This is a genomic window from Roseibium suaedae, assembly GCF_900142725.1.
In the GTDB taxonomy this organism is placed as follows: domain Bacteria; phylum Pseudomonadota; class Alphaproteobacteria; order Rhizobiales; family Stappiaceae; genus Roseibium; species Roseibium suaedae.
Genome location: NZ_FRBW01000003.1, coordinates 13,125 through 39,041, shown reverse-complemented (window position 1 = coordinate 39,041; position 25,917 = coordinate 13,125). Strand labels below are relative to the sequence as shown.

25 protein-coding genes are annotated in these 25,917 nt (G+C 60.2%); 16 read left to right on the top strand and 9 right to left on the bottom strand.

The genetic code is table 11. The features are described 5' to 3' along the window. Positions 1–108: 108 nt before the first annotated feature. The 15 genes from BUA94_RS13870 to BUA94_RS13800 all read left to right on the top strand — a co-directional run bounded on the left by BUA94_RS13870 (position 109) and on the right by BUA94_RS13800 (position 15,040). The gene (locus tag BUA94_RS13870) at positions 109–834 is read left to right on the top strand and encodes an HAD family hydrolase (protein ID WP_073014371.1); all 726 of its coding nucleotides are present in this window, start codon (positions 109–111) and stop codon (positions 832–834) included. A 16-nt stretch (positions 835–850) separates the two neighbouring features. Next, on the top strand, positions 851–1,807 hold the full coding sequence (locus BUA94_RS13865) for a sugar-binding transcriptional regulator (protein ID WP_073013935.1): 957 nt from the start codon (positions 851–853) through the stop codon (positions 1,805–1,807). Positions 1,808–2,230: 423 nt separating this feature from the next. Beyond that, entirely contained in the window at positions 2,231–3,544 is a 1,314-nt protein-coding gene (locus BUA94_RS13860; protein ID WP_073013934.1) for an ABC transporter substrate-binding protein, read from the top strand. A 77-nt stretch (positions 3,545–3,621) separates the two neighbouring features. Next, positions 3,622–4,494, top strand: coding sequence for a carbohydrate ABC transporter permease (locus BUA94_RS13855; RefSeq protein ID WP_073013933.1), 873 nt, complete (start codon positions 3,622–3,624; stop codon positions 4,492–4,494). A gap of 1 nt (position 4,495) precedes the next feature. Beyond that, positions 4,496–5,326: a carbohydrate ABC transporter permease gene (locus tag BUA94_RS13850; protein ID WP_073013932.1), complete on the top strand. Its 831-nt coding sequence runs from the start codon at positions 4,496–4,498 to the stop codon at positions 5,324–5,326. 10 nt (positions 5,327–5,336) lie between these two features. After that, positions 5,337–6,350 carry an ABC transporter ATP-binding protein gene (locus tag BUA94_RS13845; protein WP_073013931.1) on the top strand — a complete coding sequence of 338 codons (1,014 nt, stop codon included), beginning with the start codon at positions 5,337–5,339 and terminating at the stop codon, positions 6,348–6,350. Continuing rightward, positions 6,347–7,120: an L-iditol 2-dehydrogenase gene (locus BUA94_RS13840; protein ID WP_073013930.1), complete on the top strand. Its 774-nt coding sequence runs from the start codon at positions 6,347–6,349 to the stop codon at positions 7,118–7,120. Before BUA94_RS13845 ends, BUA94_RS13840 begins: the two co-directional genes overlap by 4 nt. Before the next feature lie 94 nt (positions 7,121–7,214). Continuing rightward, positions 7,215–8,699 carry a mannitol dehydrogenase family protein gene (locus BUA94_RS13835; protein WP_073014370.1) on the top strand — a complete coding sequence of 495 codons (1,485 nt, stop codon included), beginning with the start codon at positions 7,215–7,217 and terminating at the stop codon, positions 8,697–8,699. Positions 8,700–9,205: 506 nt separating this feature from the next. Continuing rightward, entirely contained in the window at positions 9,206–9,358 is a 153-nt protein-coding gene (gene napE / locus BUA94_RS13830) for a periplasmic nitrate reductase, NapE protein (protein WP_084082034.1), read from the top strand. Between the two features lie 15 nt (positions 9,359–9,373). Beyond that, positions 9,374–9,889: a ferredoxin-type protein NapF gene (napF, locus tag BUA94_RS13825; protein WP_073013928.1), complete on the top strand. Its 516-nt coding sequence runs from the start codon at positions 9,374–9,376 to the stop codon at positions 9,887–9,889. Beyond that, complete coding sequence (locus BUA94_RS13820) at positions 9,886–10,158, top strand: chaperone NapD (protein ID WP_073013927.1); 273 nt, start codon at positions 9,886–9,888, stop codon at positions 10,156–10,158. The genes napF and BUA94_RS13820 overlap by 4 nt, the downstream gene beginning before the upstream one ends. 10 nt (positions 10,159–10,168) lie before the next feature. Next, a complete protein-coding gene (napA, locus tag BUA94_RS13815; protein WP_073014369.1) occupies positions 10,169–12,664 on the top strand; it encodes a nitrate reductase catalytic subunit NapA in 2,496 nt (831 codons plus the stop codon). 8 nt (positions 12,665–12,672) lie between these two features. Continuing rightward, positions 12,673–13,140, top strand: coding sequence for a nitrate reductase cytochrome c-type subunit (locus BUA94_RS13810; RefSeq protein WP_073013926.1), 468 nt, complete (start codon positions 12,673–12,675; stop codon positions 13,138–13,140). Then, entirely contained in the window at positions 13,140–13,799 is a 660-nt protein-coding gene (locus BUA94_RS13805; protein ID WP_084082033.1) for a cytochrome c3 family protein, read from the top strand. Before BUA94_RS13810 ends, BUA94_RS13805 begins: the two co-directional genes overlap by 1 nt. 278 nt (positions 13,800–14,077) lie before the next feature. Continuing rightward, the gene (locus BUA94_RS13800) at positions 14,078–15,040 is read left to right on the top strand and encodes a phosphoribosylaminoimidazolesuccinocarboxamide synthase (RefSeq protein ID WP_073014368.1); all 963 of its coding nucleotides are present in this window, start codon (positions 14,078–14,080) and stop codon (positions 15,038–15,040) included. Between the two features lie 148 nt (positions 15,041–15,188). Here BUA94_RS13800 and BUA94_RS13795 read toward each other — a convergent pair whose 3' ends face one another. The 4 genes from BUA94_RS13795 to BUA94_RS13780 all read right to left on the bottom strand — a co-directional run bounded on the left by BUA94_RS13795 (position 15,189) and on the right by BUA94_RS13780 (position 19,786). Then, entirely contained in the window at positions 15,189–15,797 is a 609-nt protein-coding gene (locus BUA94_RS13795) for a hypothetical protein (RefSeq protein ID WP_073013925.1), read from the bottom strand. A 494-nt stretch (positions 15,798–16,291) separates the two neighbouring features. Next, a complete protein-coding gene (locus BUA94_RS13790) occupies positions 16,292–16,792 on the bottom strand; it encodes a regulatory protein RecX (RefSeq protein ID WP_235860601.1) in 501 nt (166 codons plus the stop codon). Positions 16,793–17,053: 261 nt separating this feature from the next. After that, the gene (locus BUA94_RS13785) at positions 17,054–18,610 is read right to left on the bottom strand and encodes a DHA2 family efflux MFS transporter permease subunit (protein WP_073013924.1); all 1,557 of its coding nucleotides are present in this window, start codon (positions 18,608–18,610) and stop codon (positions 17,054–17,056) included. A 33-nt stretch (positions 18,611–18,643) separates the two neighbouring features. Continuing rightward, a complete protein-coding gene (locus BUA94_RS13780; protein WP_084082071.1) occupies positions 18,644–19,786 on the bottom strand; it encodes an HlyD family secretion protein in 1,143 nt (380 codons plus the stop codon). A gap of 248 nt (positions 19,787–20,034) precedes the next feature. Between BUA94_RS13780 and BUA94_RS13775 the strand changes: the two genes are divergently transcribed. After that, positions 20,035–20,676 (top strand): TetR/AcrR family transcriptional regulator, encoded by a 642-nt coding sequence (locus BUA94_RS13775; protein WP_073013923.1) that lies wholly within the window; start codon positions 20,035–20,037, stop codon positions 20,674–20,676. Between the two features lie 51 nt (positions 20,677–20,727). On the opposite strand, the gene BUA94_RS13770 is transcribed toward BUA94_RS13775, so the two are convergent. From BUA94_RS13770 to tmk, 5 genes are all read right to left on the bottom strand, one after another. Continuing rightward, positions 20,728–21,528, bottom strand: coding sequence for an MBL fold metallo-hydrolase (locus BUA94_RS13770; protein ID WP_073013922.1), 801 nt, complete (start codon positions 21,526–21,528; stop codon positions 20,728–20,730). Next, positions 21,528–22,328, bottom strand: coding sequence for a TatD family hydrolase (locus tag BUA94_RS13765; protein ID WP_073013921.1), 801 nt, complete (start codon positions 22,326–22,328; stop codon positions 21,528–21,530). The genes BUA94_RS13770 and BUA94_RS13765 overlap by 1 nt, the downstream gene beginning before the upstream one ends. Before the next feature lie 131 nt (positions 22,329–22,459). After that, the gene (metG, locus tag BUA94_RS13760) at positions 22,460–24,019 is read right to left on the bottom strand and encodes a methionine--tRNA ligase (RefSeq protein WP_073013920.1); all 1,560 of its coding nucleotides are present in this window, start codon (positions 24,017–24,019) and stop codon (positions 22,460–22,462) included. Positions 24,020–24,118: 99 nt separating this feature from the next. Next, positions 24,119–25,231 carry a DNA polymerase III subunit delta' gene (locus tag BUA94_RS13755; protein ID WP_084082031.1) on the bottom strand — a complete coding sequence of 371 codons (1,113 nt, stop codon included), beginning with the start codon at positions 25,229–25,231 and terminating at the stop codon, positions 24,119–24,121. Then, complete coding sequence (gene tmk / locus BUA94_RS13750; RefSeq protein ID WP_073013919.1) at positions 25,215–25,886, bottom strand: dTMP kinase; 672 nt, start codon at positions 25,884–25,886, stop codon at positions 25,215–25,217. Before tmk ends, BUA94_RS13755 begins: the two co-directional genes overlap by 17 nt. Positions 25,887–25,917 lie beyond the last annotated feature (31 nt).

Sequence of the window (25,917 nt, the reverse complement as noted above, 5' to 3'; positions counted from 1 at the left end):
GCAAGTGCGCCGTCGCCTCACATCCAAGAGGCTCTTGGCGCAAGATCCGCCTTTCAGATAAGATTTCCGTCTCTTAGGGCTTTGCCCGCAACCCTGTGGCCGATTGTCATGGTATTCTCTCCGCTACTGTCCCGGGACACGGCTGCTCCGGTCTTTGATGGCCCGATCGAGCTGGTGATCTTCGATTGCGATGGTGTTCTGATCGACAGTGAAATCATCAGCGCCCGTGTGCTGATGCAGGCGTTGAAAGAGCAGGGCGTCGACGTGGATTTCCCCTATTTCAAGGCGAATTTCCTTGGCCGCAGCTTTCCGAAAGTGGCAGCCAGCGTGCGCTCGGACTTTCAGGTCAAACTGCCGGACAGTTTCGAGGCCGATTACCGCAAGAATTTGCTGGCAGCCTTTGACCAGGAGCTGCGACCGGTACCGGGCATCTTCGACGTTCTGGAGAAGCTCAATTGCCGGGCCTGCGTTGCCACCAGCAGCTCACCGCCGAGAGCGGCCCATTCCCTCAAACTGACCGGGTTGGACAGATATTTTCCGGATGCCGTTTTCACCGCCTCTCTGGTAGAAAACGGCAAGCCGGCTCCGGATCTTTTCCTTCATGCGGCCAAGGTCTGCGGCGTGGAGCCTGAAGCCTGTCTGGTCATCGAAGACAGCATTCCGGGGCTCATCGCTGCCAAGGCTGCCAACATGAAAGTCGCTCATTTCGTCGGCGGCAGCCATCTGGACGCATCCGATGCTGCCAAGGCGCCTGTGACGCCGCCAGTGCCGTTTTTCGAGACCTGGGACATATTTTTTGATATGGCCCCTCATTTGAAAACGCACGACACCTGAGAGCGGGAGCCCGAGCATGGCCGGAAAGTCTGACAATGAGACGGTTCGTCTTGACGAAGCGGCCCGCGCCGGATGGCTCTACTATGTCGCCGGAAACACCCAGGACGAGATTGCCCGCAAGCTTGGGGTTTCCCGCCAGTCCGCCCAGCGGCTCGTGTCCCTGGCGGTCAGTGAAAGGCTGATCAAGGTCCGTCTCGACCACCCGATTGCCCGCTGCATGGAACTGTCCGAGCAGATGAAAGCGGCGTTCGCCCTCGACCTTTGCGAGGTAGTGCCCAGCGATCCGGCCAATCCCTCCGCCATCACCGGCCTTGCCCAGGCGGCCGCCGTGGAAATGGAGCGGCATCTGAAGTGCCCGGATCCCAAGATCATAGCCTTCGGTACCGGCCGCGCCCTGCGTTCCTCTGTCGATCAGCTGCCTTCCATGGACTGTCCGCAGCACAAGATCGTGTCGCTGCTCGGCAACATGAATTTCGACGGCTCGGCCTCGGCCTATAACGTCATCATCCGCATGGCGGACAGGGTCAACGCCAAGCACTATCCGATGCCGCTGCCGGTCTTTGCGAGATCGACGGAAGAACGCACGCTGCTCCATAACCTTGAGCCGGTGCACAATATCCTGGAGCTTTCCAAACAGGCGGACGTCACCTTCGTCGGCATCGGCAACATGGACGAGACCGCGCCGCTCTATGTGGACGGCTTCATCAACCGGCAGGAGCTGAATGACCTGACCGCAGCCGGAGCAGTCGGCGAAATCACCAGCTGGGTGTTCGATGCAGGCGGACAGCTGGTCGACGGATTGACCAATGACCGGGTTGCCAGCGCGCCGCTCAACCCGGCGGTCGGCCGGTCCGTGATCGGCATTGCCGCCGGTGAAATGAAGGTCAAGGCCATCCATGGCGCTCTGACCGGCCGCCTGATCAGCGGGCTCATCACCAACGAGGCCACAGCCGAGCGTCTTCTGTCCCGCTAAGCCAGACAGGTCAGTCCCCAGAAGACCAGTCTGTGAGATCTGGTGGCGGAGAGCCCCCTCTCTCCGGACGCGATCTTATGCGCTCAACCAGGATATGACCGCAGATCCTGCCCCCCTAAACAGCCAAAAATCCTAGCGTGCGATCGACCGATACCACCTCCATTCCGTGCCTGATCGAAGGCGCGGAATCGGGCACATTTGCCGGTGCCATATCCCACCATTTTGGGTCCTGCCGGACAGTTTCGCCCGAAACCCGGCCTCCCAACCCTCTGAAAATATTTTCGTTTCCGCGCTGCAGCATCGAAAGTTTGTGGCGGTTTCTCAGTGTGTCTTGACGTTCGTTCCGAGTTTTGTGAGTATTTGCCCGCTAGATTAGCAAATGCTCAGACAGTGAGTTCACACTGTGAGCTTTGGGAGGAAATCATGACCAAATTCGCACGCGTCCTTCTGGGCGCGACCGCATTGACGCTCGCTGTTTCGCCGGCCCTTGCCGAGAAGCTGACGATCGCGACCGTGAACAACGGCGACATGATCCGCATGCAGAAGCTGACCGATGCGTTCACGGCCAAGAACCCGGACATCGAGCTGGAATGGGTCACGCTGGAAGAGAACGTTCTGCGTCAGCGCGTCACGACCGACATCGCCACCAAGGGCGGCCAGTACGACATCATGACCATCGGCACCTATGAAGCCCCGATCTGGGCGAAGCAGGGCTGGCTGGTCGAGCTGGATGACATGGGCGCAGACTATGACGTCGACGATCTGCTGCCGGCCATCCGTGGCGGCCTGACCGTCGAGGGCAAGCTCTACGCTGCGCCGTTCTATGGCGAAAGCTCCATGGTCATGTACCGCAAGGACCTGATGGAGAAGGCCGGTCTGGAAATGCCGGATGCTCCGACCTGGGACTTCATCAAGCAGGCTGCGGCCGCGATGACCGACAAGAACGCCGAAGTCTATGGCATCTGCCTGCGCGGCAAGGCCGGCTGGGGCGAGAACATGGCCTTCCTGTCCGCCATGGCCAACTCTTATGGCGCCAAGTGGTTCGACATGGACTGGAAGCCCCAGTTCGATGGGGAAGCCTGGAAGGCAACCCTGACCGACTATCTCGACCTGATGACCAACTACGGTCCTCCGGGCGCGTCCAACAACGGCTTCAACGAAAACTTGTCCCTGTTCCAGACCGGCAAGTGCGGCATGTGGATCGACGCCACTGTGGCGGCTTCCTTCGTGACCAACCCGAAGGACAGCACGGTCGCGGACAAGGTCGGCTTTGCACTGGCTCCGGACAAGGGTCTGGGCAAGCGCGGCAACTGGCTGTGGGCCTGGAACCTGGCCATTCCGGCTGGTTCCCAGAAGACCGAAGCTGCGAAGAAGTTCGTGGCCTGGGCAACTTCCAAGGAATACCTCGATCTGGTCGCCGAAAAGGAAGGCTGGGCGAACGTTCCTCCGGGAACCCGCACGTCTCTCTATGAGAACCCGAAGTACCAGGAAGCTGCTCCCTTCGCCAAGATGACGCTGGAAAGCATCAATGCGGCCGATCCCCAGCACCCGACCGTGGATGACGTTCCGTATGTCGGCGTCCAGTTCGTCGCAATCCCTGAGTTCCAGGGCATCGGCACCGCCGTCGGTCAGGCCTTCTCGGCAGCTCTTGCCGGCAGCGTGAGCGCGGAAAACGCTCTGGCGAACGCCCAGGCGATCACCGAACGCACCATGAAGAAGGCTGGCTACATCAAGTAAGCCTTCGACACTCCGAGGCTGGCCCGTGTCAGGGCCAGCCTCTCTTTTATTTCACCTCTGACCGGATTGGCTGACCCATGGCGACCGCACATTCCCGTGCCGCGGCCAGGCTCATGATTTCCCCCGCCGTGCTGCTGCTGCTCGGCTGGATGATCGTGCCCCTGTCGATGACCGTGTATTTCTCCTTCCTGAGCTACAATCTGCTCATGCCGGGAATGGAAGAATTCATCGGCTTCACCAACTACGAGTTCTTTCTGACCGATCCCGCGTTTTTCGCGGCACTGGCCAACACGCTGCTTCTGGTCGGCGGTGTGCTTGTCATCACCATTGTCGGCGGAACCTTGCTCGCCCTCCTGCTTGATCAGCCATTCTGGGGGCAGGGGATCGTCCGCATCCTGGTCATTGCCCCGTTCTTCGTCATGCCGACCGTGTCCGCACTGGTGTGGAAGAACATGTTCATGAACCCGGTCAACGGCCTGTTCGCCTATTTCGCCAAGGCGCTCGGCCTGCAGCCCTTCGACTTCCTGGCCCATGCGCCGCTGGCCTCGATCATCGTCATCGTAGCCTGGCAGTGGCTGCCCTTTGCGACGCTCATTCTGCTGACCGCGCTTCAGTCCCTCGACCAGGAGCAACTGGAAGCCTCTGAAATGGATGGCGCGAATTTCCTCAACCGGTTCGTCTACATCGTGCTGCCGCACATGTCCCGGGCGATCACGGTGGTGATCCTGATCCAGACCATCTTCCTCCTGTCCGTCTTCGCCGAGATTCTGGTGACGACCAACGGCGGGCCGGGAACCTCTTCGACCAACATCACCTATCTGGTCTATGCCCAGTCGCTGCTTCAGTTCGACGTGGGCGGCGGCTCCGCTGGCGGCATCGTCGCCGTCATTCTCGCCAACATCGTTGCGGTCTTCCTGATGCGGATGATCGGCAAGAACCTGGAGGCGTGAGATGTCGAGACGCGTATCAAACCGCCGCAAGGCTCTCGTGACGGTGATTGCCTGGGCCATCGGGATTGCGATCTTCTTCCCGATCCTCTGGACCGTGCTGACCAGCTTCAAGACCGAAGCCGAAGCCATTGCCTCGCCGCCGTCCTTCGTCTTCTTCGACTGGACCCTTGAGAACTACACCGAAGTCAATGAACGCTCGGACTATTTCCTGCATTTCATGAACTCGGTGATCATCTCCCTCGGCTCCACGCTTCTGGGTCTGGCGATCGCCATTCCAGCAGCCTGGTCCATGGCCTTCGTCCCGGCAAAGCGGACCAAGGACGTGCTGATGTGGATGCTCTCGACCAAGATGCTTCCGCCCGTGGGTGTGCTCATCCCGATCTACCTGCTGTTCCGGGACTTCGGCCTGCTCGATACCCGCACCGGTCTGGTGATCGTCCTGACCCTGATCAACCTGCCGATCATCGTCTGGATGCTCTTCACCTACTTCAAGGAGATCCCCGGCGAAATCCTGGAGGCCGCCCGCATGGATGGGGCTGGCCTGTGGGAAGAAGTGATCCACGTGCTGACGCCCATGGCGGTTCCGGGGATTGCCTCGACCCTGCTGCTGAACGTCATTCTGGCCTGGAACGAAGCCTTCTGGACCCTCAACCTGACTGCGGCCAAGGCCGCACCGCTCACCGCCTTCATCGCGAGCTATTCCAGCCCGGAAGGCCTCTTTTACGCAAAGCTTTCTGCCGCCTCGACGCTGGCCATCGCTCCCATCCTGGTTCTCGGCTGGTTCAGCCAGAAGCAGCTGGTGCGCGGCCTCACCTTCGGCGCAGTGAAATAGGACCGGACCGATGGGCAAGATTTCCTTGAAGCAAGTCACCAAGGCCTTCGGCGATGCCGAGGTCATTCCGCCGCTGGATCTGGACATCAACGAAGGCGAGTTCGTGGTCTTCGTCGGTCCCTCCGGCTGTGGCAAGTCCACCCTTCTGCGTCTGATCGCCGGTCTGGAAGATGTGTCCAGCGGCACGATCGAGATCGATGGCCAGAATGCCACCGAAGTGCCGCCCGCAAAGCGCGGTCTGGCAATGGTGTTCCAGTCCTATGCGCTCTATCCGCATATGTCGGTGCGCAAGAACATCGCCTTTCCGCTGAAGATGGCAAAGATGGATCCGGCGGAACAGGAGCGGCGTGTCACGGCAGCCGCCAAGGTTCTGAACCTGACCGACTATCTGGACCGCCGTCCGGGCCAGTTGTCCGGGGGTCAGCGCCAGCGTGTCGCCATCGGACGTGCGATTGTGCGCGAACCGGCAGCCTTCCTTTTCGATGAACCGCTGTCCAATCTGGATGCGGCCCTGCGCGTCAACATGCGCCTGGAAATCTCCGAACTGCACCAGTCCCTGGCCACCACCATGATCTACGTGACCCATGACCAGGTGGAAGCCATGACCATGGCCGACAAGATCGTGGTGCTGAGGGCAGGGCGCATCGAGCAGGTGGGAACGCCGCTGGAGCTCTACCGCACCCCGGCAAACCAGTTCGTGGCCGGTTTCATCGGCTCGCCGAAGATGAATTTCATTACCGGCGAGGAAGCCGCCCGCTTTGGGGCCCACACCATCGGCATCCGTCCGGAACACTGCGTTCTGTCGACCACGGACGGCACCTGGAAGGGCAAGGTCGGCGTTGCCGAACACCTTGGCTCCGACACGTTCCTTTATGTCACCGTTCCCGGCATGGATCCGCTGACCGTCCGCGTTCAGGGCGAGGCTGGCGTTCACCATGGCGACACCGTGTTCATTTCCCCGGTCGCTGAAAACCTTCACCGGTTTGAAGCCAATGGCCTGGCGATCCGGCAGGCGACAGCATGATGCGCCTGGAAAACAAGACGGCCATCATCACGGGTTCGGCGCGCGGCATCGGCAAGGCTTTTGCCGAAGCCTATGTGCGCGAAGGTGCAAGGGTTGCCATCGCCGACATTGACCTTGAACGCGCCCGCGCAACCGCAGAGGAAATCGGCAAGGGCTGCATCGCGGTCCATCTGGACGTGACCCGTCAGGACAGCATCGATGCAGCTGTGGCGGAAGTCGAAACCGCTTTCGGCGGCATCGACATCCTGATCAACAATGCCGCCCTGTTTGATCTGGCCCCGATCGTCGAGATCAGCCGGGAAAGCTATGACCGGCTGTTTTCGATCAACGTTTCCGGCACCCTGTTCATGCTGCAGGCCGTGGCAAAATCCATGATTGCACGCGGGCAGGGCGGCAAGATCATCAATATGGCAAGCCAGGCAGGCCGCCGCGGGGAAGCCCTTGTCGGTGTCTATTGCGCCACCAAGGCAGCCGTCATCAGCCTGACCCAGTCTGCCGGGCTCGACCTCATCAAATACGGCATCAACGTCAACGCCATCGCCCCCGGCGTGGTCGACGGCGAACATTGGGACGGGGTCGATGCGCTGTTTGCAAAGCACGAAAACCGTCCGCTTGGCGAAAAGAAGCGCCTGGTCGGCGAAGCCGTGCCCTTCGGGCGCATGGGCACAGCACAGGACCTGACCGGCATGGCCGTGTTTCTCGCGAGTTCCGACGCCGATTACATCCTCGCCCAGACCTACAACGTGGATGGCGGCAACTGGATGAGCTGAGGTCAGCTCACCGGTTCAAGACATGACAAATTCAGTATCCGTCCCGGCCCCCATCAAGGCTCCCGGCCGAGGACCCATGACCTACGAGGCGAAAGTGGCACGTCAACTGTCTCTCAAAACCCTTCCGGATCTCGGCGGCTCCGTTGCCACGCCGTCCTATTCCCGCGAAGACCTGTCTCCTGGCATCGTTCACATCGGCGTCGGCAATTTTCATCGGGCTCATCAGGCGGTCTATCTGGACCGGCTGTTCAACAAGGGGCTGGATCTTGACTGGGCCCTGATCGGCGCAGGGGTGAAGACATATGACGCGGCCATGCGCGAGCGTCTGGAGGCCCAGGACTGGCTGACCACCATCATCGAACTCGACCCGCATGGATTGAGTGCAAGGGTGACCGGCTCGATGATCGGCTTTTCCGACATCAATCCGTCCGCCCTGATCAAGACGCTGATCCAGCCGGAAATCCGGATCGTGACCCTGACGATCACGGAAGGTGGCTATTACGTCAATGCCAAGACCGGCGGGTTTGACGCCGATCATGCGGACATTCAGGGTGATGTTGCCCGCACTGGCGATCCGCAAACGATTTTCGGCATCCTGATCGCCGCCCTGGGGCTGCGCAAGGACAACGGCCTTTCGCCCTTCACGATCCTGTCCTGTGACAACCTGCCGGAAAACGGCAAGGTTGCGCGGCAGGCCGTCGTCGGTCTTGCAAAACTGATGGCCCCGGATCTGGCGGGCTGGATCGAGAATGAAGTCGCGTTTCCCAGCTCCATGGTCGACTGCATCACACCGGCGACCTCCGACCGGGAACGTGCGCTGGTCCGCGACACTTTCGGCATTGCTGATGCAGCGCCTGTTGCCTGTGAGCCTTTCCGCCAGTGGGTCATGGAAGATCATTTCCCGCTCGGCCGCCCGCGCCTTGAAGAGGTCGGCGTCGAGTTCGTGGAAGACGTTGCCCCTTACGAGCTGATGAAGCTGCGGATCCTGAATGGCGGCCATGCGGCCATCGCCTATCCGTCTGCACTGCTCGGACACACCTATGTCCATGAGGCCATGGCAGATCCGGATATCGCGGCCTGGCTCAAGGACCTGATCAGCACCGAAGTGATCCCGATCGTGCCCGTCATTCCCGGCATCTCCTTTGCGACCTATCTGGATACCTGCGCCGAACGTTTCGCCAACCCCGCAGTGGGCGACACCATTGCCCGGCTCTGCCTTGACGGCTCCAACCGTCAGCCGAAGTTCATCCTGCCAAGCATTGCCGATGCGCGCAGGGCAGGGCGGCCGGTCAATGGCCTTGCCCTGGAAGTCGCCTTCTGGTGTGCCTATTGCGCCCTGACGGCCGATGAAGCTTCGGGCATTCCGCTGGAAGACGAGCGCCGCGATCAGCTCCAGAGCGCGGCCCTTGCCGCTAAGGAAGATCCGGCGGCCTTCCTCTCCCTGACCGATGTCTTCGGGGATCTCGGGCAGGACCAGGCCTTCTCCTCGGCCTTTTCCGCCCATCTCAAGGCGCTATGGCAGGACGGTGCACGCGCCGTTCTGCAGCGCTACCTCTCCAGCCAGAGCCTGACCTCCTGACTGGCGTGACGCGGACGAAACTCTCCCAAAAGAATAATTCTTCCTCCGCATGACTTGAGCCCGCCCTGAGCAATCGGGGCGGGTTTTGTTTGGTCATTCTGCCCCATGGTAAACTTGTCCACAGGCGGCAAGGTCTGGATTAAGCCGACAATATTCCAAATTGCCCTGCGCAAAGGTCGGTTGCAGTCTTTTAGCCAGCTGCCCTCCGGTCCTTCCCATAGGGAAAGCGGATCCCGCCGATTGCAATCTAACCCTCAAGGATATCCGGCGTATTTCTGCCGTTTGACTGTAAACTCGACAGTTTATTGAAGCAGGATTGGCGCTGTTCTTTCGGCGCGAAATTTGATGCAAATTTTCAGGCAAAGATACTTCGCTCAATAAATTCACTTTCATGAACATAACTGGTGCGTGTTTCCCCTTAATTGGCCCCTTGCCGGAAATGCTTATAAAATAATCAAAACGACTGATTTTTATACTTTTACGGACTGCTTGAGGGAGAGCTCAAGGTGGAAGACGTAACTCATACCAAGCGGGATGAGCGCATTGCGTTTGTCCTTCTTGCGGTTGTGCTTGCCCCTGCATTGGCGGTGGCGATTGTCGGGGGCTACGGGTTCATCATCTGGATGTCCCAGCTCGTTCTCGGTCCCCCCACAGGCTGATACCGCAGGCACACCATGTCCCCAGACCCAGACTTCTCGGCAAGCCGCAGAGCCTTTCTGAAGCTTCGGAGCCAGCCGGAAACCGTTACGTTTAGACCTCCCTGGACGGACGGGCGGCGGATTGCTGCCAGCTGCACAGGATGCAAGGCCTGTGTAAGCGCCTGCCCGGAATCCATCCTGCAACTGGATCAGACCCAGAAACCCATGGTCGTCTTCGACGGAAGGGAATGCACCTTTTGCGGAAAATGTGCGGAAGCCTGCGAAGAGCCGGTGTTCGATCTGCACCAGCCAGCTCCTTGGGACCTCAAGGCAGGAATCGGCGAGGGCTGTCTTCAGCAGCATGGCATCAGCTGCCAGTTGTGCCGTGACAGCTGTCCGACTTCAGCCATCCGTGTCGATCTCACCAAGCGCCCCTTCGGCAGTCTGACGATCGCCGCGGATGCCTGCACGGGCTGCGGCGCCTGCCTCGGGGTCTGTCCGCAAGACGTCATCGCCATCACCCACAGCAACAAGGGCAGGGAAGCCGCATGAGCGAGACCGTCCATATCGCCAGCCTGCTTGTGCAGGCTCATCCCCAGGACCGGGCCGCAATCGAAGCCGGGATCCTGGGTCTCGGCTGCGGGGCAGAGGTTGCCCATTCCGATGAACAGGGCCGCCTGATCGTGACGCTGGAAACCGCAAGCGAAGCCGAGATCGTCGATGCCCTGACCAACATTCAGCTGCTCACCGGGGTGGTGAGCGCGTCCCTAGTTTACCACCAGGCGGACAGCGGGCAGGCCAGCCTGACTGCTGAACACTGAGGAGACCATGATGAGTGGAATTACCAGACGCGATGTCATCAAGGCTCAGGCCATCGCTGCTGCGGCAGCTGCGGCCGGAATTGCCGTCCCGGCCTCCGCGCAGAACCTGATCACCGACGCGAACCTCACGGACCTCAAGTGGTCCAAGGCGCCTTGCCGGTTTTGCGGCACGGGCTGTTCGATCATGGTCGCCACCAAGGCGGGCAGGGTGGTTGCCACCCATGGTGACGCGGAAGCAGAGGTCAACCGTGGCCTCAACTGCGTGAAGGGCTATTTCCTGTCCAAGATCATGTATGGCAAGGACCGGCTGACCACCCCCTTGCTGCGCAAGAAGAACGGCAAATTCGACAAGAACGGCGACTTCGAGCCTGTGTCCTGGGACGAAGCCTTCGACATCATGGCCGAGAAGTGGAAAGCCACGCTGAAGGCCAAGGGCCCCAAGGCCGTCGGTATGTTCGGATCCGGCCAGTGGACCGTTTGGGAAGGCTATGCCGCCTCCAAGCTGATGAAGGCCGGCTTCCGCTCAAACAACATCGACCCCAACGCCCGCCACTGCATGGCTTCGGCCGTGGTCGGTTTCATCCGGACCTTCGGCATCGATGAGCCGATGGGCTGCTATGATGACTTCGAGCATGCGGATGCCTTCGTGCTCTGGGGCTCCAACATGGCGGAAATGCATCCGATCCTCTGGACCCGGATTGCCGACCGGCGCCTGAGCCACCCCCATGTGAAGGTGGCGGTGCTGTCGACCTATACCCACCGCAGTTTCGATCTGGCCGACATTCCGGGGGTCTTCACGCCCCAGACCGACCTGATCATCGCGAACTACATCGCCAACCACATTATTTCGACCGGCGCGGTCAATCAGGACTTCGTGTCCCAGCATGTGAATTTCCGCAAGGGCGCGCAAGATATCGGCTATGGCCTGCGTCCAGACAACCCGCTGGAAATGGCCGCCGCCAATGCCGGCAGCGGCGACAGCGAGCCGATGACGCTGGAAGAATTCGCGGAATTCGTGAAGCCGTTCACGCTCGAGTTTGCTGCTGAAAAGTCCGGGGTGCCGAAGGAAACGCTCAAGCAGATCGCCGAGCTCTATGCGGACCCGAAGGTCAAGGTCATGTCGCTCTGGACCATGGGGGTGAATCAGCACACCCGCGGCGTCTGGATGAACAACCTGCTCTACAACATCCACCTGCTCACCGGCAAAATCGCCGAGCCGGGTAACTCGCCATTTTCTCTGACCGGCCAGCCTTCGGCTTGCGGCACCGCCCGTGAGGTCGGCACCTTCGCCCACCGTCTGCCTGCCGATCTGGTTGTCACCAACCCGGCCCACCGGGAAACGGCCGAGACCATCTGGAAACTGCCGACAGGCACGGTGCCGGACTGGGTCGGCGCCCATGCAGTGCTCCAGAACCGCAAGCTCCGGGACGGCGAGATCAACGTCTACTGGGTGCAGGTCAACAACAACATGCAGGCCGCTCCGAACATGATGGAGGAGGGGTTGCCGGGCTACCGCAACCCGGACAACTTCATCGTTGTCTCCGATGCCTATCCGACCGTAACCGCGGAAGCTGCCGATCTGGTTCTGCCCACCGCCATGTGGGTGGAAAAGGAAGGCGCCTATGGCAATGCCGAACGGCGGACCCAGTTCTGGCATCAGCTGGTCGAGGCGCCGGAGGGGGCCAAGTCGGATCTGTGGCAGCTGGTGGAATTCTCCAAGCGCTTCACCACGGACGAGGTCTGGCCGGCGGAAATCCTGGATGCAAATCCGGACTACAAGGGCAAGACCCTCTATCAGGTGCTGTACGAGAACGGCAACGTCAACGCCTTCCCGAACGAGCAGCGCGCCGAAGGCTACGGCAACCATGAAGCCGAGGATTTCGGCTTCTACATCCAGAAGGGCTTGTTCGAGGAATATGCCACGTTCGGCCGCGGCCATGGCCATGACCTTGGCGCCTTCGACACCTATCACGAAGTGCGCGGCCTGCGCTGGCCCGTGGTGGACGGCAAGGAAACCAAGTGGCGCTACAACGGCAAGTTCGATCCCTATGTGCGTAATGGCGCGCCCTTTGACTTCTACGGCAAGCCGGACGGCAAGGCCGTTGTCTTCGCGCTGCCATACGAGCCGCCTGCAGAAAGCCCGGATGACGAATTCCCGTTCTGGCTCTCGACCGGCCGCGTGCTGGAGCATTGGCATTCGGGCTCGATGACCCAGCGCGTGCCCGAACTCTACAAGGCCGTGCCGGATGCGGTCTGTTTCATGCATCCGGACGATGCGGAGGCCCTTGGCCTGCGCCGGGGTGTGGAAGTCCGGATCAAGTCGCGCCGGGGCGAGATCATCTCCCGGGTGGAAACCCGGGGCCGCAACAGGCCGCCGAAGGGGCTGGTCTTCGTGCCCTGGTTCGACGCCCGCCAGCTCATCAACAAGGTGACGCTGGACGCAACCGATCCGCTTTCAAAGCAGACCGATTTCAAGAAATGCGCCGTGCGCATCGAAGCTGTTTGAGGTGTGTCATGAAACGCATCGTTCTGAGCCTTTTCGCCGCCGTCAGCCTGCTGAGCGCCGCAGCTTTTGCAGCCGACAACATCGCCACCCTGCGACCGCATACGCCGCTGGCTGAAAATGGCACGCCTGCGCCCATGGCCAAGCCCGTCAATTCGGACCTGCGCCAGGTGCGCAACTATCCGGAACAGCCGCCCCTGATCCCCCATACGATCGAGGGCTACCAGATCGACAAGAACTCCAACAAGTGCCTGACATGCCATTCGCGCACCGCCGTCGAAGTCAGCCAGGCCCCCATGGTGTCGATCACCCATTTCATGAACCGAGAGAACCAGTTTCTCGCGTCCGTAACCCCACGCCGCTATTTCTGCAATCAGTGCCACGTGCCGCAGACAGACGCTAAGCCCTTGGTCGAAAACGGCTTTATCGATGTTGATGCGGTGATTGACTATGTGAAGTCGAAAGAGGGGACGAAATAATGCTGTCCTTTCTGAAGAGGCTCTGGAACACCATCCGGCGGCCCAGCGTGCATTACAGCCTCGGGGCTCTGACCCTTGGCGGCTTCCTAATGGGCATCATTTTCTGGGGCGGTTTCAACACCGCCCTGGAGCTGACCAACACGGAGAAATTCTGCACCGGTTGCCATGAAATGCGGGACAATGTGTTCGCCGAATTGAAGAGCACCATCCACTATTCCAACCGCTCCGGTGTGCGCGCGTCCTGTCCGGATTGCCATGTGCCCCACGAATGGACCGACAAGATCGCCCGCAAGATGCAGGCCTCCAAGGAAGTCTGGGGCAAGATCTTCGGCACCATCAACACGCGCGAGAAATTCCTGGAGAAACGCCTGGAGCTGGCCCAGCATGAGTGGGCCCGCCTGAAGGCGAACAACTCGCTGGAATGCCGGAACTGCCATTCCGCCGACAGCATGGACATCACCCGGCAGAGCGGACGCGCCGCAGAACAGCATCAGCGTTTCCTCTTCACCGGTGAGAAGACCTGCATCGATTGCCACAAGGGCATCGCCCACCATCTGCCCGATATGTCTCAGGCGGTCTGGATGGAAAATGACACCAAGTCGGTCCTGGAGCGGGCAACCGCCTTTCTCGGCCGGCAGGATGCGCCAAAGGCCAACTGAGAACCGGCTGGTCCGCTGCGCCAACCGGTTGGGCATAGGCCGGGAGCAGGGGTAGGGGCCGGACATGAAGCCAGGGATCGGGCCGCCACAACGGCCTGACCGGTCCCTCAAGACTGCATTGGAAGGGGACAACCGGCATCATTGCCTCAGGAAGGGCCAACAAGGCACTTGAGCTTCCTGCCGCGCACAATATTCTGCGCGGCACCTGAGGCCTGATGCGTTAAGGTGGCGCCGGCTCAAAAGGCTCCGTCTGCGCTCACATCCACATGAAGGCTCTGATGTCCGTTCCAAACCGCATCCTTGATCATGCCCGCATCGACGAACTTCCGAACCCTTATTTCGGCAAGGTCCGCGACTGCTATGATCTGCCCGGCAACAGCCGCATCCTGATTTCCTCCGACCGCATTTCCGCGTTCGACCGGATCCTGGCTTCCATTCCGTTCAAGGGACAGGTGCTGACCCAGACCGCCCGGTTCTGGTTCGAGAACACGGCGGACATTTGCGCCAATCACGTGATCAGCTATCCGGATCCGAATGTGGTCATCGGCAAGCGCCTGACAATCCTGCCGGTGGAAGTGGTCGTGCGCGGCTATCTGGCTGGCACCACCAGCACCTCGATCCTGACCCGCTACAAGAAGGGCGAGCGCCGGATGTATGGCCTGGATTTCCCCGATGGCATGCGGGACAATCAGGCTCTGCCGGAGCCGATCATCACACCGACTTCCAAGGAATTCGATGGCGGCCATGACGAGCCGATGACAGCCGGGGAAATCGTCGAGAAGGGTATCCTGAGCGCAGACCAGTGGCAAAAGGTGTCCAGCATCGCCCTGGCTCTCTTTGCCCGCGGTCAGAAGATGGCTGCCGAACGTGGCCTGATCCTTGTTGACACGAAATACGAATTCGGCACCGACGAGGAGGGCAACATCATCCTCGCCGACGAGATTCACACTCCGGACAGTTCCCGTTTCTGGCTGGCCGATGGCTATGCCAAGGCCTTTGAAGAAGGCAGCCGTCCGCCGTCTTTCGACAAGGACATCATCCGCGCCTGGGTCGATGCCCGCTGTGACCCTTACAAGGATCCGATCCCGGAGATCCCGGCCGACCTGATCCAGGCGACGGCACAGGTCTATGTCAACGCCTTCGAAGCGATCACCGGCCAGACCTTTGTACCTGACATGTCCGGCGAAACACCGCTGGCCCGCGTAAGAGCCAACCTGGCTCCGTATTTCATGATCAAGTGACTGAGAAAAGCACCTTTATTTCAGTTACTTGCGCAGATTTTTGAAACAGGGAACTGAATGAAAACCTGGGAAACCGGGGAGGGGTCCCCTTCCCGGTTTCCCATGAATAGCTTGCGGATCTGCCTTGAGACGAGCCACAAAGCGCCTCTCAAATTCCGGTGCCGGAGGTTCCCAGATACGCCGAAACCGGCCCATCCGACCAGATCTGAACCTCAATGTATTTCTCGAATGGTCTGGTGTGATAGCCCTGATATCCAGTGTCACGACCACCTTCCGGAAGGCCGTGGGCAGCGACCATCTCATCAAGCTGTTCGAGCCTGAAGACCTTCTCGTGATAGTCCTGCAATGGAACTGGTGGCAGGCCATATGGCTCGCCAAGCCGCATGGAAATGAAACTGTCCGGATAGGTGAAACTGGTGGTTTCCTGCGGTAGATCGCGCCAATCAAGGCTGACAACACCCGTATCAGGATAAAGACCGGCGAACCAATCGCAGGAACCCAGCACGAAATAATGAGGCGATGAGCGCTCCGGTTTTCCGCCGCCGGAAACAAACAGAGCCCGCAACCTGTCTTCCGTCCGACGGCGAAGCTCCATATAGGTCCGGCCGAAGACACGTTTGAACGCTGGATCTTCCAGACGCCGCTGCGCCAGATCCGCGATCACGTCTGCGGCTTGTGCCTCGCTCAAATCGCTGAGGTTGCGGAGCGGTCCCTGAGCACGAGAATAGTAATGGGTGATATGGCTGGGTACGATCATCGGCAAACACCCGACTTGGGATGGACCCGGATCACAGACCATCCCGTCCGAAGCGTCAATCCCATATGACCGGCGCAGGCGAATGCAGATGGCTGGTCACCAGAAGCCGGCATGAACGTTCAAGGCACCGTGGCACGGCGTATGAACCTTGTGGTCAAAGCATCAGCGCGGACGGATGCTGGGTTCAGAGTGGCTCCGCCCGTAGCAATTACAAAAGTCGGATAATGTAGATTATGGAACCTCTTAGATTGACCTGAAATGGCGCGGTCCCCGGAGGGTTTCCTTGACGCTTCCTTGGGGCTTCTTCCAGTTGCTCCTGGAGGCGTCTCCGGAATGCGCCTCCTGTGTCCAGGGTCGATCCTGCCCGCCAGTCGACAACAACGCCGCCATGGCCAACTGAATGCTCAGCCTCCACTGAACACCCCGGCAAGACACCCAAACCATTTTCCTGCCACACGGCCGCCTGAACTGGAACGGTCGGTCAGGCTTCCGCCTCAGATCTCCTGATCGTCGCCGTTCTGGTCTTGATCCTCGTCGATCACGGCGCGTGCGATCTGATAGGAAAATCCGGCGCGGCACAGTGCGGCCAGATCCCGGTCGCGGTTGTCCTTGCGTTTGGTTTCCGGCCGCCAGGCTCCGATGCGCTTTTTCCGCGCGGCAATCCGAGCCGCAGACAGATCGCTCATCTCATCGCCAGCGAGCACCTCTGCCACGGTTCCGGCATTCACGCCCTTGGACCTCAGACGCATGGCGATCTGTCTATGAGACCGGCCGCGGCGCCTGTCTGCAGCAAGCTTTGCCTCGGCAAAGGCCTGGTCATCGACCATTCCGGAGCGGATGCATTTGTCGACCACAGCGTCGATCAGACCGGCAAATTCGGCAGGATCCTTGTCATGAAACCTGGCAGCCCGGTCGACCTTGCGGGTCAGCACACGGCGCAGATTTTCCGAAGACGAGCCATATCTGTCGAGATAATGAATTGCGGACCGGGTCAAACGCTCTTCCGTCGGCAGTTTGAGGCGCTTTTGGCGCGGCTTCTGGGATTTCTGGCCGGAGGGCTGCCGATCGCTGGGTTCTGGCGGGCGTTCATTGCCAGTTCCGGTCAGCGCAAAAGACCCGAAGAATTTGTTCCCGTCTTGTTCCATGAAGCGAATTTACGGAAAAAACGGCGCAAATCAAAGAAAATTCGCAAGGTTTTCAGGACAAGAGCCTGAGAACCTTGCGAAATGGAGACGCCAAACCGCCTGAAACAGGGATCAGTGCCCGCCCCCGCCGCTGGCACCTGCCTTCGGCTTGTCGACGAAGAACAGCGCAAAGAGCAACAGGATGAAGAGGCCGGTCAGAACCAGGAACACATCCGCAAAGGACATGACAAAAGCTTCCCGCGTGACAATCCCGGACAAGGCCTTGAGAGCCGCGGTTTCCGACAGCGAACCAAGGCTGGAATAGGCTCTCGTCATGGCGTCCAGGGTCTCGGTCGCAACCGGACGGGTCCAGTTCAGACTTTCCGCGAGACGGGCATAGTGGAAGTCCTGACGGTTGGTCAGAGCCGTCCCGATGAGCGCCAGACCGACCGCACCGCCAAGGTTTCTCGTCAGGTTGAAGAGGCCCGACGCGTTCTTGATCATGTGCGGCGGCAGCATGCCAAGGGCGATGTTGTTGATCGGCACCATGCAGATCATCAGGGAGACGCCACGCAGGATCTGCGGCACGAAGAGTTCCCAGAAATCCCAGTCATGGGTCAGTCCGGTGACCATCCAGGTGCCCAGCCCGAAGCCGGCAAAACCCAAGCCCATCATCACCCGCGGGTCCATGACCGTCATCAGGCGGCCAGCCAAAGGCGCGGCCAAGAACATGGCGAGACCGGAAACGAACATGGTTTCACCGATCTGCAGCGAGGTATAGCCACGGATGCCGCTCAGATAGACCGGGTAGAGATAGGTCAGACCGTAGAGGCCGATCCCCATGGTGAAGCTGAAGATGCTGCCCATGGCGAAGTTCTTGTCGCTGAAGGCGCGAAGGTCGACAACCGGCTCTTCCGCCGTGAAGCTGCGCCAGAAGAAGAGCAGCGCCCCCACGGAAGCGAGGATGGTGAAGAAGACGATCTCTTCGCTGCGGAACCAGTCATCGGAAGCCCCCTCCTCCAGAACGAATTCCAGAGAGCCGAGAAACACTGCCATGGCCGCAAAGCCGACCCAGTCGAATTTGTCGAACAGGCTGAAATCCGGCTCGTCGAAGTCGATCAGGGTCACTGCGGCAAGCGTGACGAAGATCCCCGGAATGACGTTGATGATGAAGAGCCAGTGCCAGGAGGCAAACTCGGTCAGATAACCGCCAAGCGTCGGCCCGATGGTCGGAGCAAGTGTTGCGACGAGCCCGATCATCGGAGAGATGATGCTGAACTTGCTGCGCGGAAAGATCGTATAGGCAGAGGCAAACACGGTCGGGATCATGCCGCCGCCGAGGAAGCCCTGCAGCGCCCGCCAGATGATCATTTCATTGATCGTGGTGGCGGTGGAGCACATCAGGCTCATCAGGGTGAAACCGGCAGCCGACAGGGTGAACATCCACCTGGTCGACAGCATGCGAGAGAGATAGCCCGACAGCGGGATCATGATCACTTCGGCGATCAGATAGGCTGTCTGGACCCAGGCGATGTCATCTTGCGATGCGCCCAGGCCCGCCTGGATCTCGGGCAGTGAAGCCGAGACGATCTGGATGTCCAGGATCGCCATGAACATGCCGAAGACCATGCAAAGGAAGGTGAAAAGCTTCCGTTTGTCGATCGTATCTGAGGCTGCCGCTGCGGACATTTCTTATGCTCTCGATGCCTGCCGGTTTGAAAGTCAGTTCTTGAAGGCCAGCGCGGCAGGCTTGCCTTCGCCACCCGTCCGGGTGTCGACTTCAACAATCACGGACATTCCGGCCCGCAGCGGATGCGCTGCCAGTTCTTCCGGCGTCACAACAATCTTGACCGGGACGCGCTGGACAACCTTGGTGAAGTTGCCGGTGGCGTTTTCCGAGGGAAGCAGACTGAAGACAGATCCGGTGGCCGGGGAAATGCTCTCCACGGTGCCGGTCAGGGTCGCGTCGGGATAGGCATCCACGGACACCTTAACCTTGGCTCCCTGGCGGATGTCACCAAGCTGGGTTTCCTTGAAGTTCGCGGAGATATGCGCTTCGCTCAAGGGAACGATCGCTGCAATCCGGCTGCCGGCCTGCAGGAAGGAGCCGATCTGCGCCGCACGGTTGCCGACGATGCCGTCAACGGTTGCCCGCACAACGGTGAACTCGAGATCGCGCTCGGCCTTTTCAAGGGAGGTCTGTGCCGACTTCACGGCCTGCTCGGCTTCCTTCTTCTGGCCTTCCAGAACAGATATGTTCGCCTTGGCAATTTCAACGGCTGCCTTGGCCTGTTCCAGCTTGGCTTCCGCGCTCATCTGGGAAGTGCGGGCCGTATCGAGGGTTGCCTGGCTGGCGACCCGGCTCTTGGTCAGACTTTCCTGGCGTTTGAAGGTCAGGTTGGAATCTTCGAGGGAAGCCTCTGCGGATTTGACACCGGCCTGCGCTTCCAGAACCGAGGCCTCACCAGCCTTGATCTGGTCGCTGATGCGCTCCACGGTCACCTTTGCGCTGTTGAGCGCATCCTTGGCGGCCTGAACAGCCAGCTTGTAGTCGCCGTCCTCGATGGTCAGCAGCACGTCGCCCTGGCGTACGACTTCATTGTCCGAAACCGCAATTTCAGACACGTAGCCGGAAACCTTGGACAGGACGGTGGTGATGTCGGCGGTCACATAGGCATCATCGGTCTCTTCGACGAAGCGGCCATGAGTCCACCAGTTATAGCCTTCAAACCCTGCAAAGCAGACGCCTGCGAGCAGGACGAGCGTCAGGATCTTCTTGCCCTTGCCGCTCTTGGGCTTGGCAGGTTCGGCTGCAACGGATTTGGTCTGCGGCGCGTCGGCCGGTGCTTCGGTCTTTTCGGTCACGGAAATGCCCCAATAATTCTGCCGTTCAACCGTTTGTCTCACCGCCTGCTTGGGAGGGAGACGGTCATGAGAAAATATTGACTGAACGGTTCGGTCAATCGTATATAGCAATGTACACTCGGCAGTGCAAGTTGACTTGCAGTCAAAAAATGCATGGCTGCCATACGCCTTGATGGTATTGGAAAGTCATCGGCGCCAGGACACATGTCCCGGCATGAAAGCCCGAAGTGAAGGGACGAAAAGAGCCTATGAGTGAAGAGCAAGCCGTACAGCCAGCCTCCCCCCCTGAGCCGGCCAAACGCCTGCAGATTCTCGACGGAGCCAGGGTGGTTTTCCGCGCGCGCGGCTATGAAGGCGCCAGCATGGAAATGATCGCCAAGGAGGCCGGCGTTTCCAAGGGCACGCTCTATGTCTATTTCCCGAACAAGGAAGAACTGTTCAAGGCGCTGATCCTTTGTGAAAGCAGCGATCAGGCCGAAAGCGGCCTGAACCTTGGCCGGGACCTCGGCCCGATCCGTGAGGCTCTCCAGACCATCGGCCTTGGCTACGTGACCAAGATGGTCAAGCCCGAGCGGGTTTCCACCTTCCGGATGGTTGTCGGCTCTGCCGATCAGTTTCCCGAGTTCGGAGCCATGCTTTATGAGGCTGGCCCCAAGCGGGGAACAGCCAAGATGTGCGCCTTCCTGACGTCCCGGATCGAGCAAGGCGAACTCAAGGAATGCGATCTGGAATTGGCCGCTGGCCAGTTTTTCAGCCTCTGCGTCTCTCAGATCCTGCGCCGCATTCTCCTGAATGTGGAGCGCGCACCTGCACGGGAAGAGATGGAAAGACACGTCTCTTCGGCCGTGGACGTGTTTCTGGCAGCCTATGGCACCAACCGGGAAGCCTGAGTCTCAACTCGCAAACCCGGGCTCCGGAACCCCAGTTGAAGGCCTGATTGATCAGGCCTGGATCACCATGCCGTCAAAGGCCGGGGTGATGTTGTCCGGCAGCTGGCTGGCGAGCGCCAGATAATCCAGGTCATTGTGCAGATTGGTCAGTACCGCCTGTTCGGGCGCCATGTCCGCAATCCAGCGCAGGGCATCATCCAGATTGAAATGGCTCGGATGCGGCGCATGACGCAGGCAATCCAGGACCCAGATCTTCAGGCCCTTGAAATGGGGCGCGGAACTTGCCGGAATATCCGACACATCCGGTAGATAGGCGAGGTCGTTGATGCGGAAGCCGAGCGCATTGATATCGCCGTGGACCACCTCGATGGGCAGGAAGTCGATCGGACCACCCTCGCCTTCAATCCGCACGGTCTTTCTGGCCTCGATGAGATTGGCTTCCATGATCGGCGGATAGGACGACCCGTAGGGCGTTCTGAAGCAATAGCCGAAGGCCTCGTGGATCCGGGCCAGCGTCGCCTCGTCCATATAGGCCTGAACCCGCTTGTGGGTTCGGATGGCAAACATGCGCAGGTCGTCAATGCCATGCAGATGATCCGCATGGGCATGGGTATAAATCACCGCATCCAGAGCCTGAACATCGGCGCTCAGCATCTGTTCGCGCAGATCCGGGCCGGTATCGATCAGGACCGTGGTCTTGCCGGTGGCCGACTGGCGCTCGACCAGGATCGAACAACGGCGGCGCCGGTTCTTGGGATTGTTCGGATCACAGGCTCCCCAGTCATTGCCGATCCGGGGCACGCCGCCGGAGGAGCCGCAGCCGAGAATGGTGATCGTCAGTCCATCACGCATCAGATAACCCCGGCAAATTCGGCAGGACGCGGCACTTTCTTGAACAGCCGGAAGAAGTTCTCGCTCGTCTGGCGTGCCATTGCCTCATAGGAGAGGCCGCAAGTCTCTGCAAGGACGGCAGCCGTCATCGCGGTATAGGCAGGCTCGTTGCGCTTGCCGCGCCGGGGCTGGGGCGCAAGATAGGGAGCGTCTGTCTCCACCAGCAGCCGGTCGAGCGGCAACTGGCGGGCAATGTCGCGGATTTCCTCTGACCGCTTGAAGGTCAGGATACCCGAGAAGGACACGTAGAGGCCAAGTTCGACGCCCTTCAGAGCTAGATCCAGACCGGAAGAGAAGCAGTGCAGGATGGCCGGAAAGGCCCCATTCCCCATTTCCTCTTCCAGGATGGCGGCCATGTCGGCATCCGCGTCACGGGAGTGGATCACCAGCGGCAGGCCGGTCTCCCGCGCCACAGCGATATGGGTGCGAAGGCCTTCCTGCTGGTCTTCAGGCTTGGCATAGTCGTAGAAATAATCGAGCCCCGCCTCGCCGATGGCGACCACCTTGGGATGCTTCGTCAGCTCCAGGATTTCCGAAGCCGGAATGCCCTTTTCTTCCGTCGCATTGTTCGGATGGGTGCCGACGGAGCAATAGACTTTGTCATATTGTTCGGCGATGGCCCGGATTTGATCGAACTTCCGCACCCGCGTGCAGATGGTCACCATCAATTCGACCCCGGCTTCCCGGGCGCGGGCGATGATCTCGTCCCGCTCTCCATCAAAATCCGGGAAGTCCAGGTGGCAGTGACTGTCTACGATCATGAGAGGCTTTGCCGTTGTTCAGATAAGCGGGCCACCGGGAGGATGGCGATGTCCGGTTGATCATCCCGGCCCGCCTGGGCTTGGCCGGAATGTCTTCTCAAGTTGGTCCCTGTTCGAAAGGACCAGGGCGATCAGGCGCCAGCTTCGGCTTCCGGCTCCACATAGCGCGGGAAAGCGCCTTCTGGCTTGGGAATGCTTGCGCCTGGCGTCAACCGGTTGTCCGGTCCAAGCTTGGCAAAGACCCGGTCTTCTTCAGCCAGAGACAGGTTGTCCAGCAACTTGCCTGCCGCTGTCGGCGTCACCGGTTGCGCCAGGATCCCGATCTGGCGGATCACTTCGGCTGTGGTGTAGAGCACCGTGCCCATGCGTTCCGGATCGGTCTTCTTCAGCGCCCAGGGTTCCTGTGCTGCGAAATAGCGGTTGGCTTCGGCAACGCAGTCCCACACGCAGGCAAGGCCCAGATGCAGTTCCTGGCGGTTGAAGGCCGCGCGGCAGGTCGCGATCATGGCGTCGGCCTGATCGAGGATCGCCTTGTCTTCTGCACTGTAGGCTCCGGGTGCCGGCAGCTTGCCGTCACAGTTCTTGAAGATCATCGACAGGGAGCGCTGCGCCAGGTTGCCAAGGTCATTGGCCAGATCCGCGTTGATACGGTTGACGATGGCTTCATGACTATAGTTGCCGTCCTTGCCGAAGGGCACTTCACGCAGGAAGAAATACCGGGTCTGGTCCAGTCCGTAGGCTTCGATCAGATTGAACGGGTCGATCACGTTGCCGACCGACTTCGACATCTTCTCGCCCTTGTTGAACAGGAAGCCATGGGCGTAGACGCGCTTGGGCAGCGGCAGACCAGCGGACATCAGGAAGGCAGGCCAGTAGACCGCATGGAAGCGGATAATGTCCTTGCCGATAATATGCGCATCAGCCGGCCAATGCTTCCACAGCGGGGTTTCCTCATCCGGGAAACCAACACCGGTGATGTAATTGGTCAGGGCATCCACCCAGACATACATCACGTGCTTTTCGTCGCCCGGCACCGGCACGCCCCAGTCAAAGGTGGTGCGCGATACGGACAGGTCCTTGAGGCCGCCCTTGACGAAGCTCATGACTTCATTGCGGCGCTCGGACGGACCGATGAAGTCCGGATGCGCCTCGTAATGGGCAAGCAGACGGTCCTGATATTCAGAGAGCTTGAAGAAGTAGCTTTCCTCCTCCACCCACTCGACGGGAGTGCCCTGCGGACCGTAGCGCACGCCATCCTCGCGCACTTCCGTTTCCGCTTCCTGGTAATAGGCCTCGTCGCGGACGGAGTACCAGCCGGAATAGCTGTCCTTGTAGATGTCGCCATTGGCCGCCATGCGGCGCCAGATTTCCTGGCACGACTTGTAATGCCGCTCCTGGCTGGTGCGGATGAAGTCGTTGTTGGTGCAGCCGAGCGCCTCGACCATCGCCTGGAACCGGTCAGAATTGCGGTTCGCCAGTTCAGCGGCGGTGATGCCTTCCTTCTGGGCGGTCTGCAGCATCTTCTGGCCGTGAACATCCGTGCCGGTCAGGAAGTAGACGTCCTTCCCGTCGAGCCGCTGGAAACGGGCCATGGCATCGGTCGCAATCGCCTCATAGGCATGGCCGATGTGGGGGGCGCCGTTCGGATAGGAAATGGCGGTCGTGATGTAATAGCTCTGTCGGTCGGTCATGACGCTCTTGAATGTTCTGGCGCAGGCGCCTGAAAAGAAAGACGGATAGGTCCGGGAAACAGGGTTCGGGAGCTCTTGGGGCAGCTCCGCTTCGTGCCCTTACCGGGGCATTCGCATGACCTGGGAAAGGGTCCGGAACACGTCGAGAACTACCTGTTTCCTGTCGAGATTGAGTGCGTCGGCATCCGCCGCCGCGCGGTTCATCTTTTCCCACATGTCGGCCCAGCTGACAAGACGCCCGAGGCCTTGCCGGTTACCCTCACCAGCACCTTGCGGCGTCCCCGTCTGAGCGCCAGCCCGCATGCGCTGGTGCAGCCACTGGCGGGCAATATGCAGGAAGCTTTCCCAGTTGTCTGTCTGACCTCGGGCACTGACCAGATCAGCCAACCCGTGAAGAGCGGCCTGGTCCACATTGGGCGCCTGTTCGGCAAGCTGAACAAACCCGCGGTTGATCGCCAGACCATCGCCGGACAGAAGCGTCAGCGCGGACCGAAGGCTGCCATCGGCAAACCGGATCAGGTCGGCCATTTCCGCAGAACCCGGCAAATCCTCCGGGCACAGGCCTTTAAGACCTTCAGCGATTTCATCGCCGCTCAAGGGCGACATGTCGAGCCGGCGGCATCTGGAGCGGATCGTTGGCAGAAGGCGCCCCGGCGCATGGGAGAGAACGAGGAACAGGCAGCGTGCAGGCGGCTCTTCCAGAATCTTCAGCAAGGCATTGGCCGAGCTGATGTTCATGTCATCCGCCGCATCCACGATGCAGATCCGCCAGGCGGAGGCAGACGCGGTCGTGCCGAAGAAAGAAACGGTCTTGCGAATCTCGTCGACCGGCAGTTCCGTCTTGAACCGTTTGCCCTTTTCGTCCCAGGGGCGGCGCAGATGGAGAAGATTCGGATTGGCGCCCTGAGCAATCTGGCGGAAGACCGGATGATTTTCCGGCACGCTGAGATCACGGGCCGCAGCCACTGCCGCTCCAAACCTGTCCGGATTGGCGATGGCAAACCGGGCAAAACGATAGGCCAGCGTCGCCTTGCCAATGCCTTTCGGGCCACCCAGGATCCAGGCGTGATGCAGGCGCTCCGATCGATAGGCGTCCAGAAGCTCCTGCTCCGTATCCCTGTGGCCGACCAGCACGGCCCGCTCACGGGGCAAGGGGATGCCGGGCAGTGAATCGACTTCCGGCGCTTCAATCACTTCAGTCGCGCGGGCCATGGGCACCCTCCCCGATTTCCAGCGCGAAATGAGCTTCGACTGCCTTCCGGATATCCCCTGTTACCTTGTCCGCATCCTGCCGCCCGTCAATCACGGCAAAGCGCTGGGGATGGCTTCTGGCGAGTTCGAGAAACAGCACCCTGCGGCGCTCATGAACCTTGAGATCATCCGCCTCGAAACGGTCCGGACCTCCGGAAGCCGTTTCCGCGGCCCGGGAATTCACCCGCTGAAGACCGATCTCCGGCGGTACATCGATGAGGATGGTCAGATCCGGCCGGACACCTGCAACTGCAGCCGTCTCCAGAAGGTCGAGATAGGCCGGATCCACACCGGCTTCACCCTGATAGACGCGGGTGGAATCTGCAAACCGGTCGCACAACACCCATTCGCCGCGCTCCAGCGCGGGAAGGATCGTATGATCAACGTGATCGGCACGGGCCGCAGCAAACAGCATGGCTTCGCCGCGCGGCCCCAGATCCCGGGCCGCACCGGAAAGCAGCATCTCGCGGATCTTCTCGGCACCCGGCGAGCCGCCCGGCTCCCGGGTGACAATGGTCTTGTGGCCGCGGTCTTCCAGATAGCTTTTCAGGCGCTTGATCTGGGTGGTCTTGCCTGCCCCTTCGCCGCCTTCAAAGGTTATGAACCGTCCCTGCACGTCTTGCCCAATCCTGTGCTGCTCCAAGCAG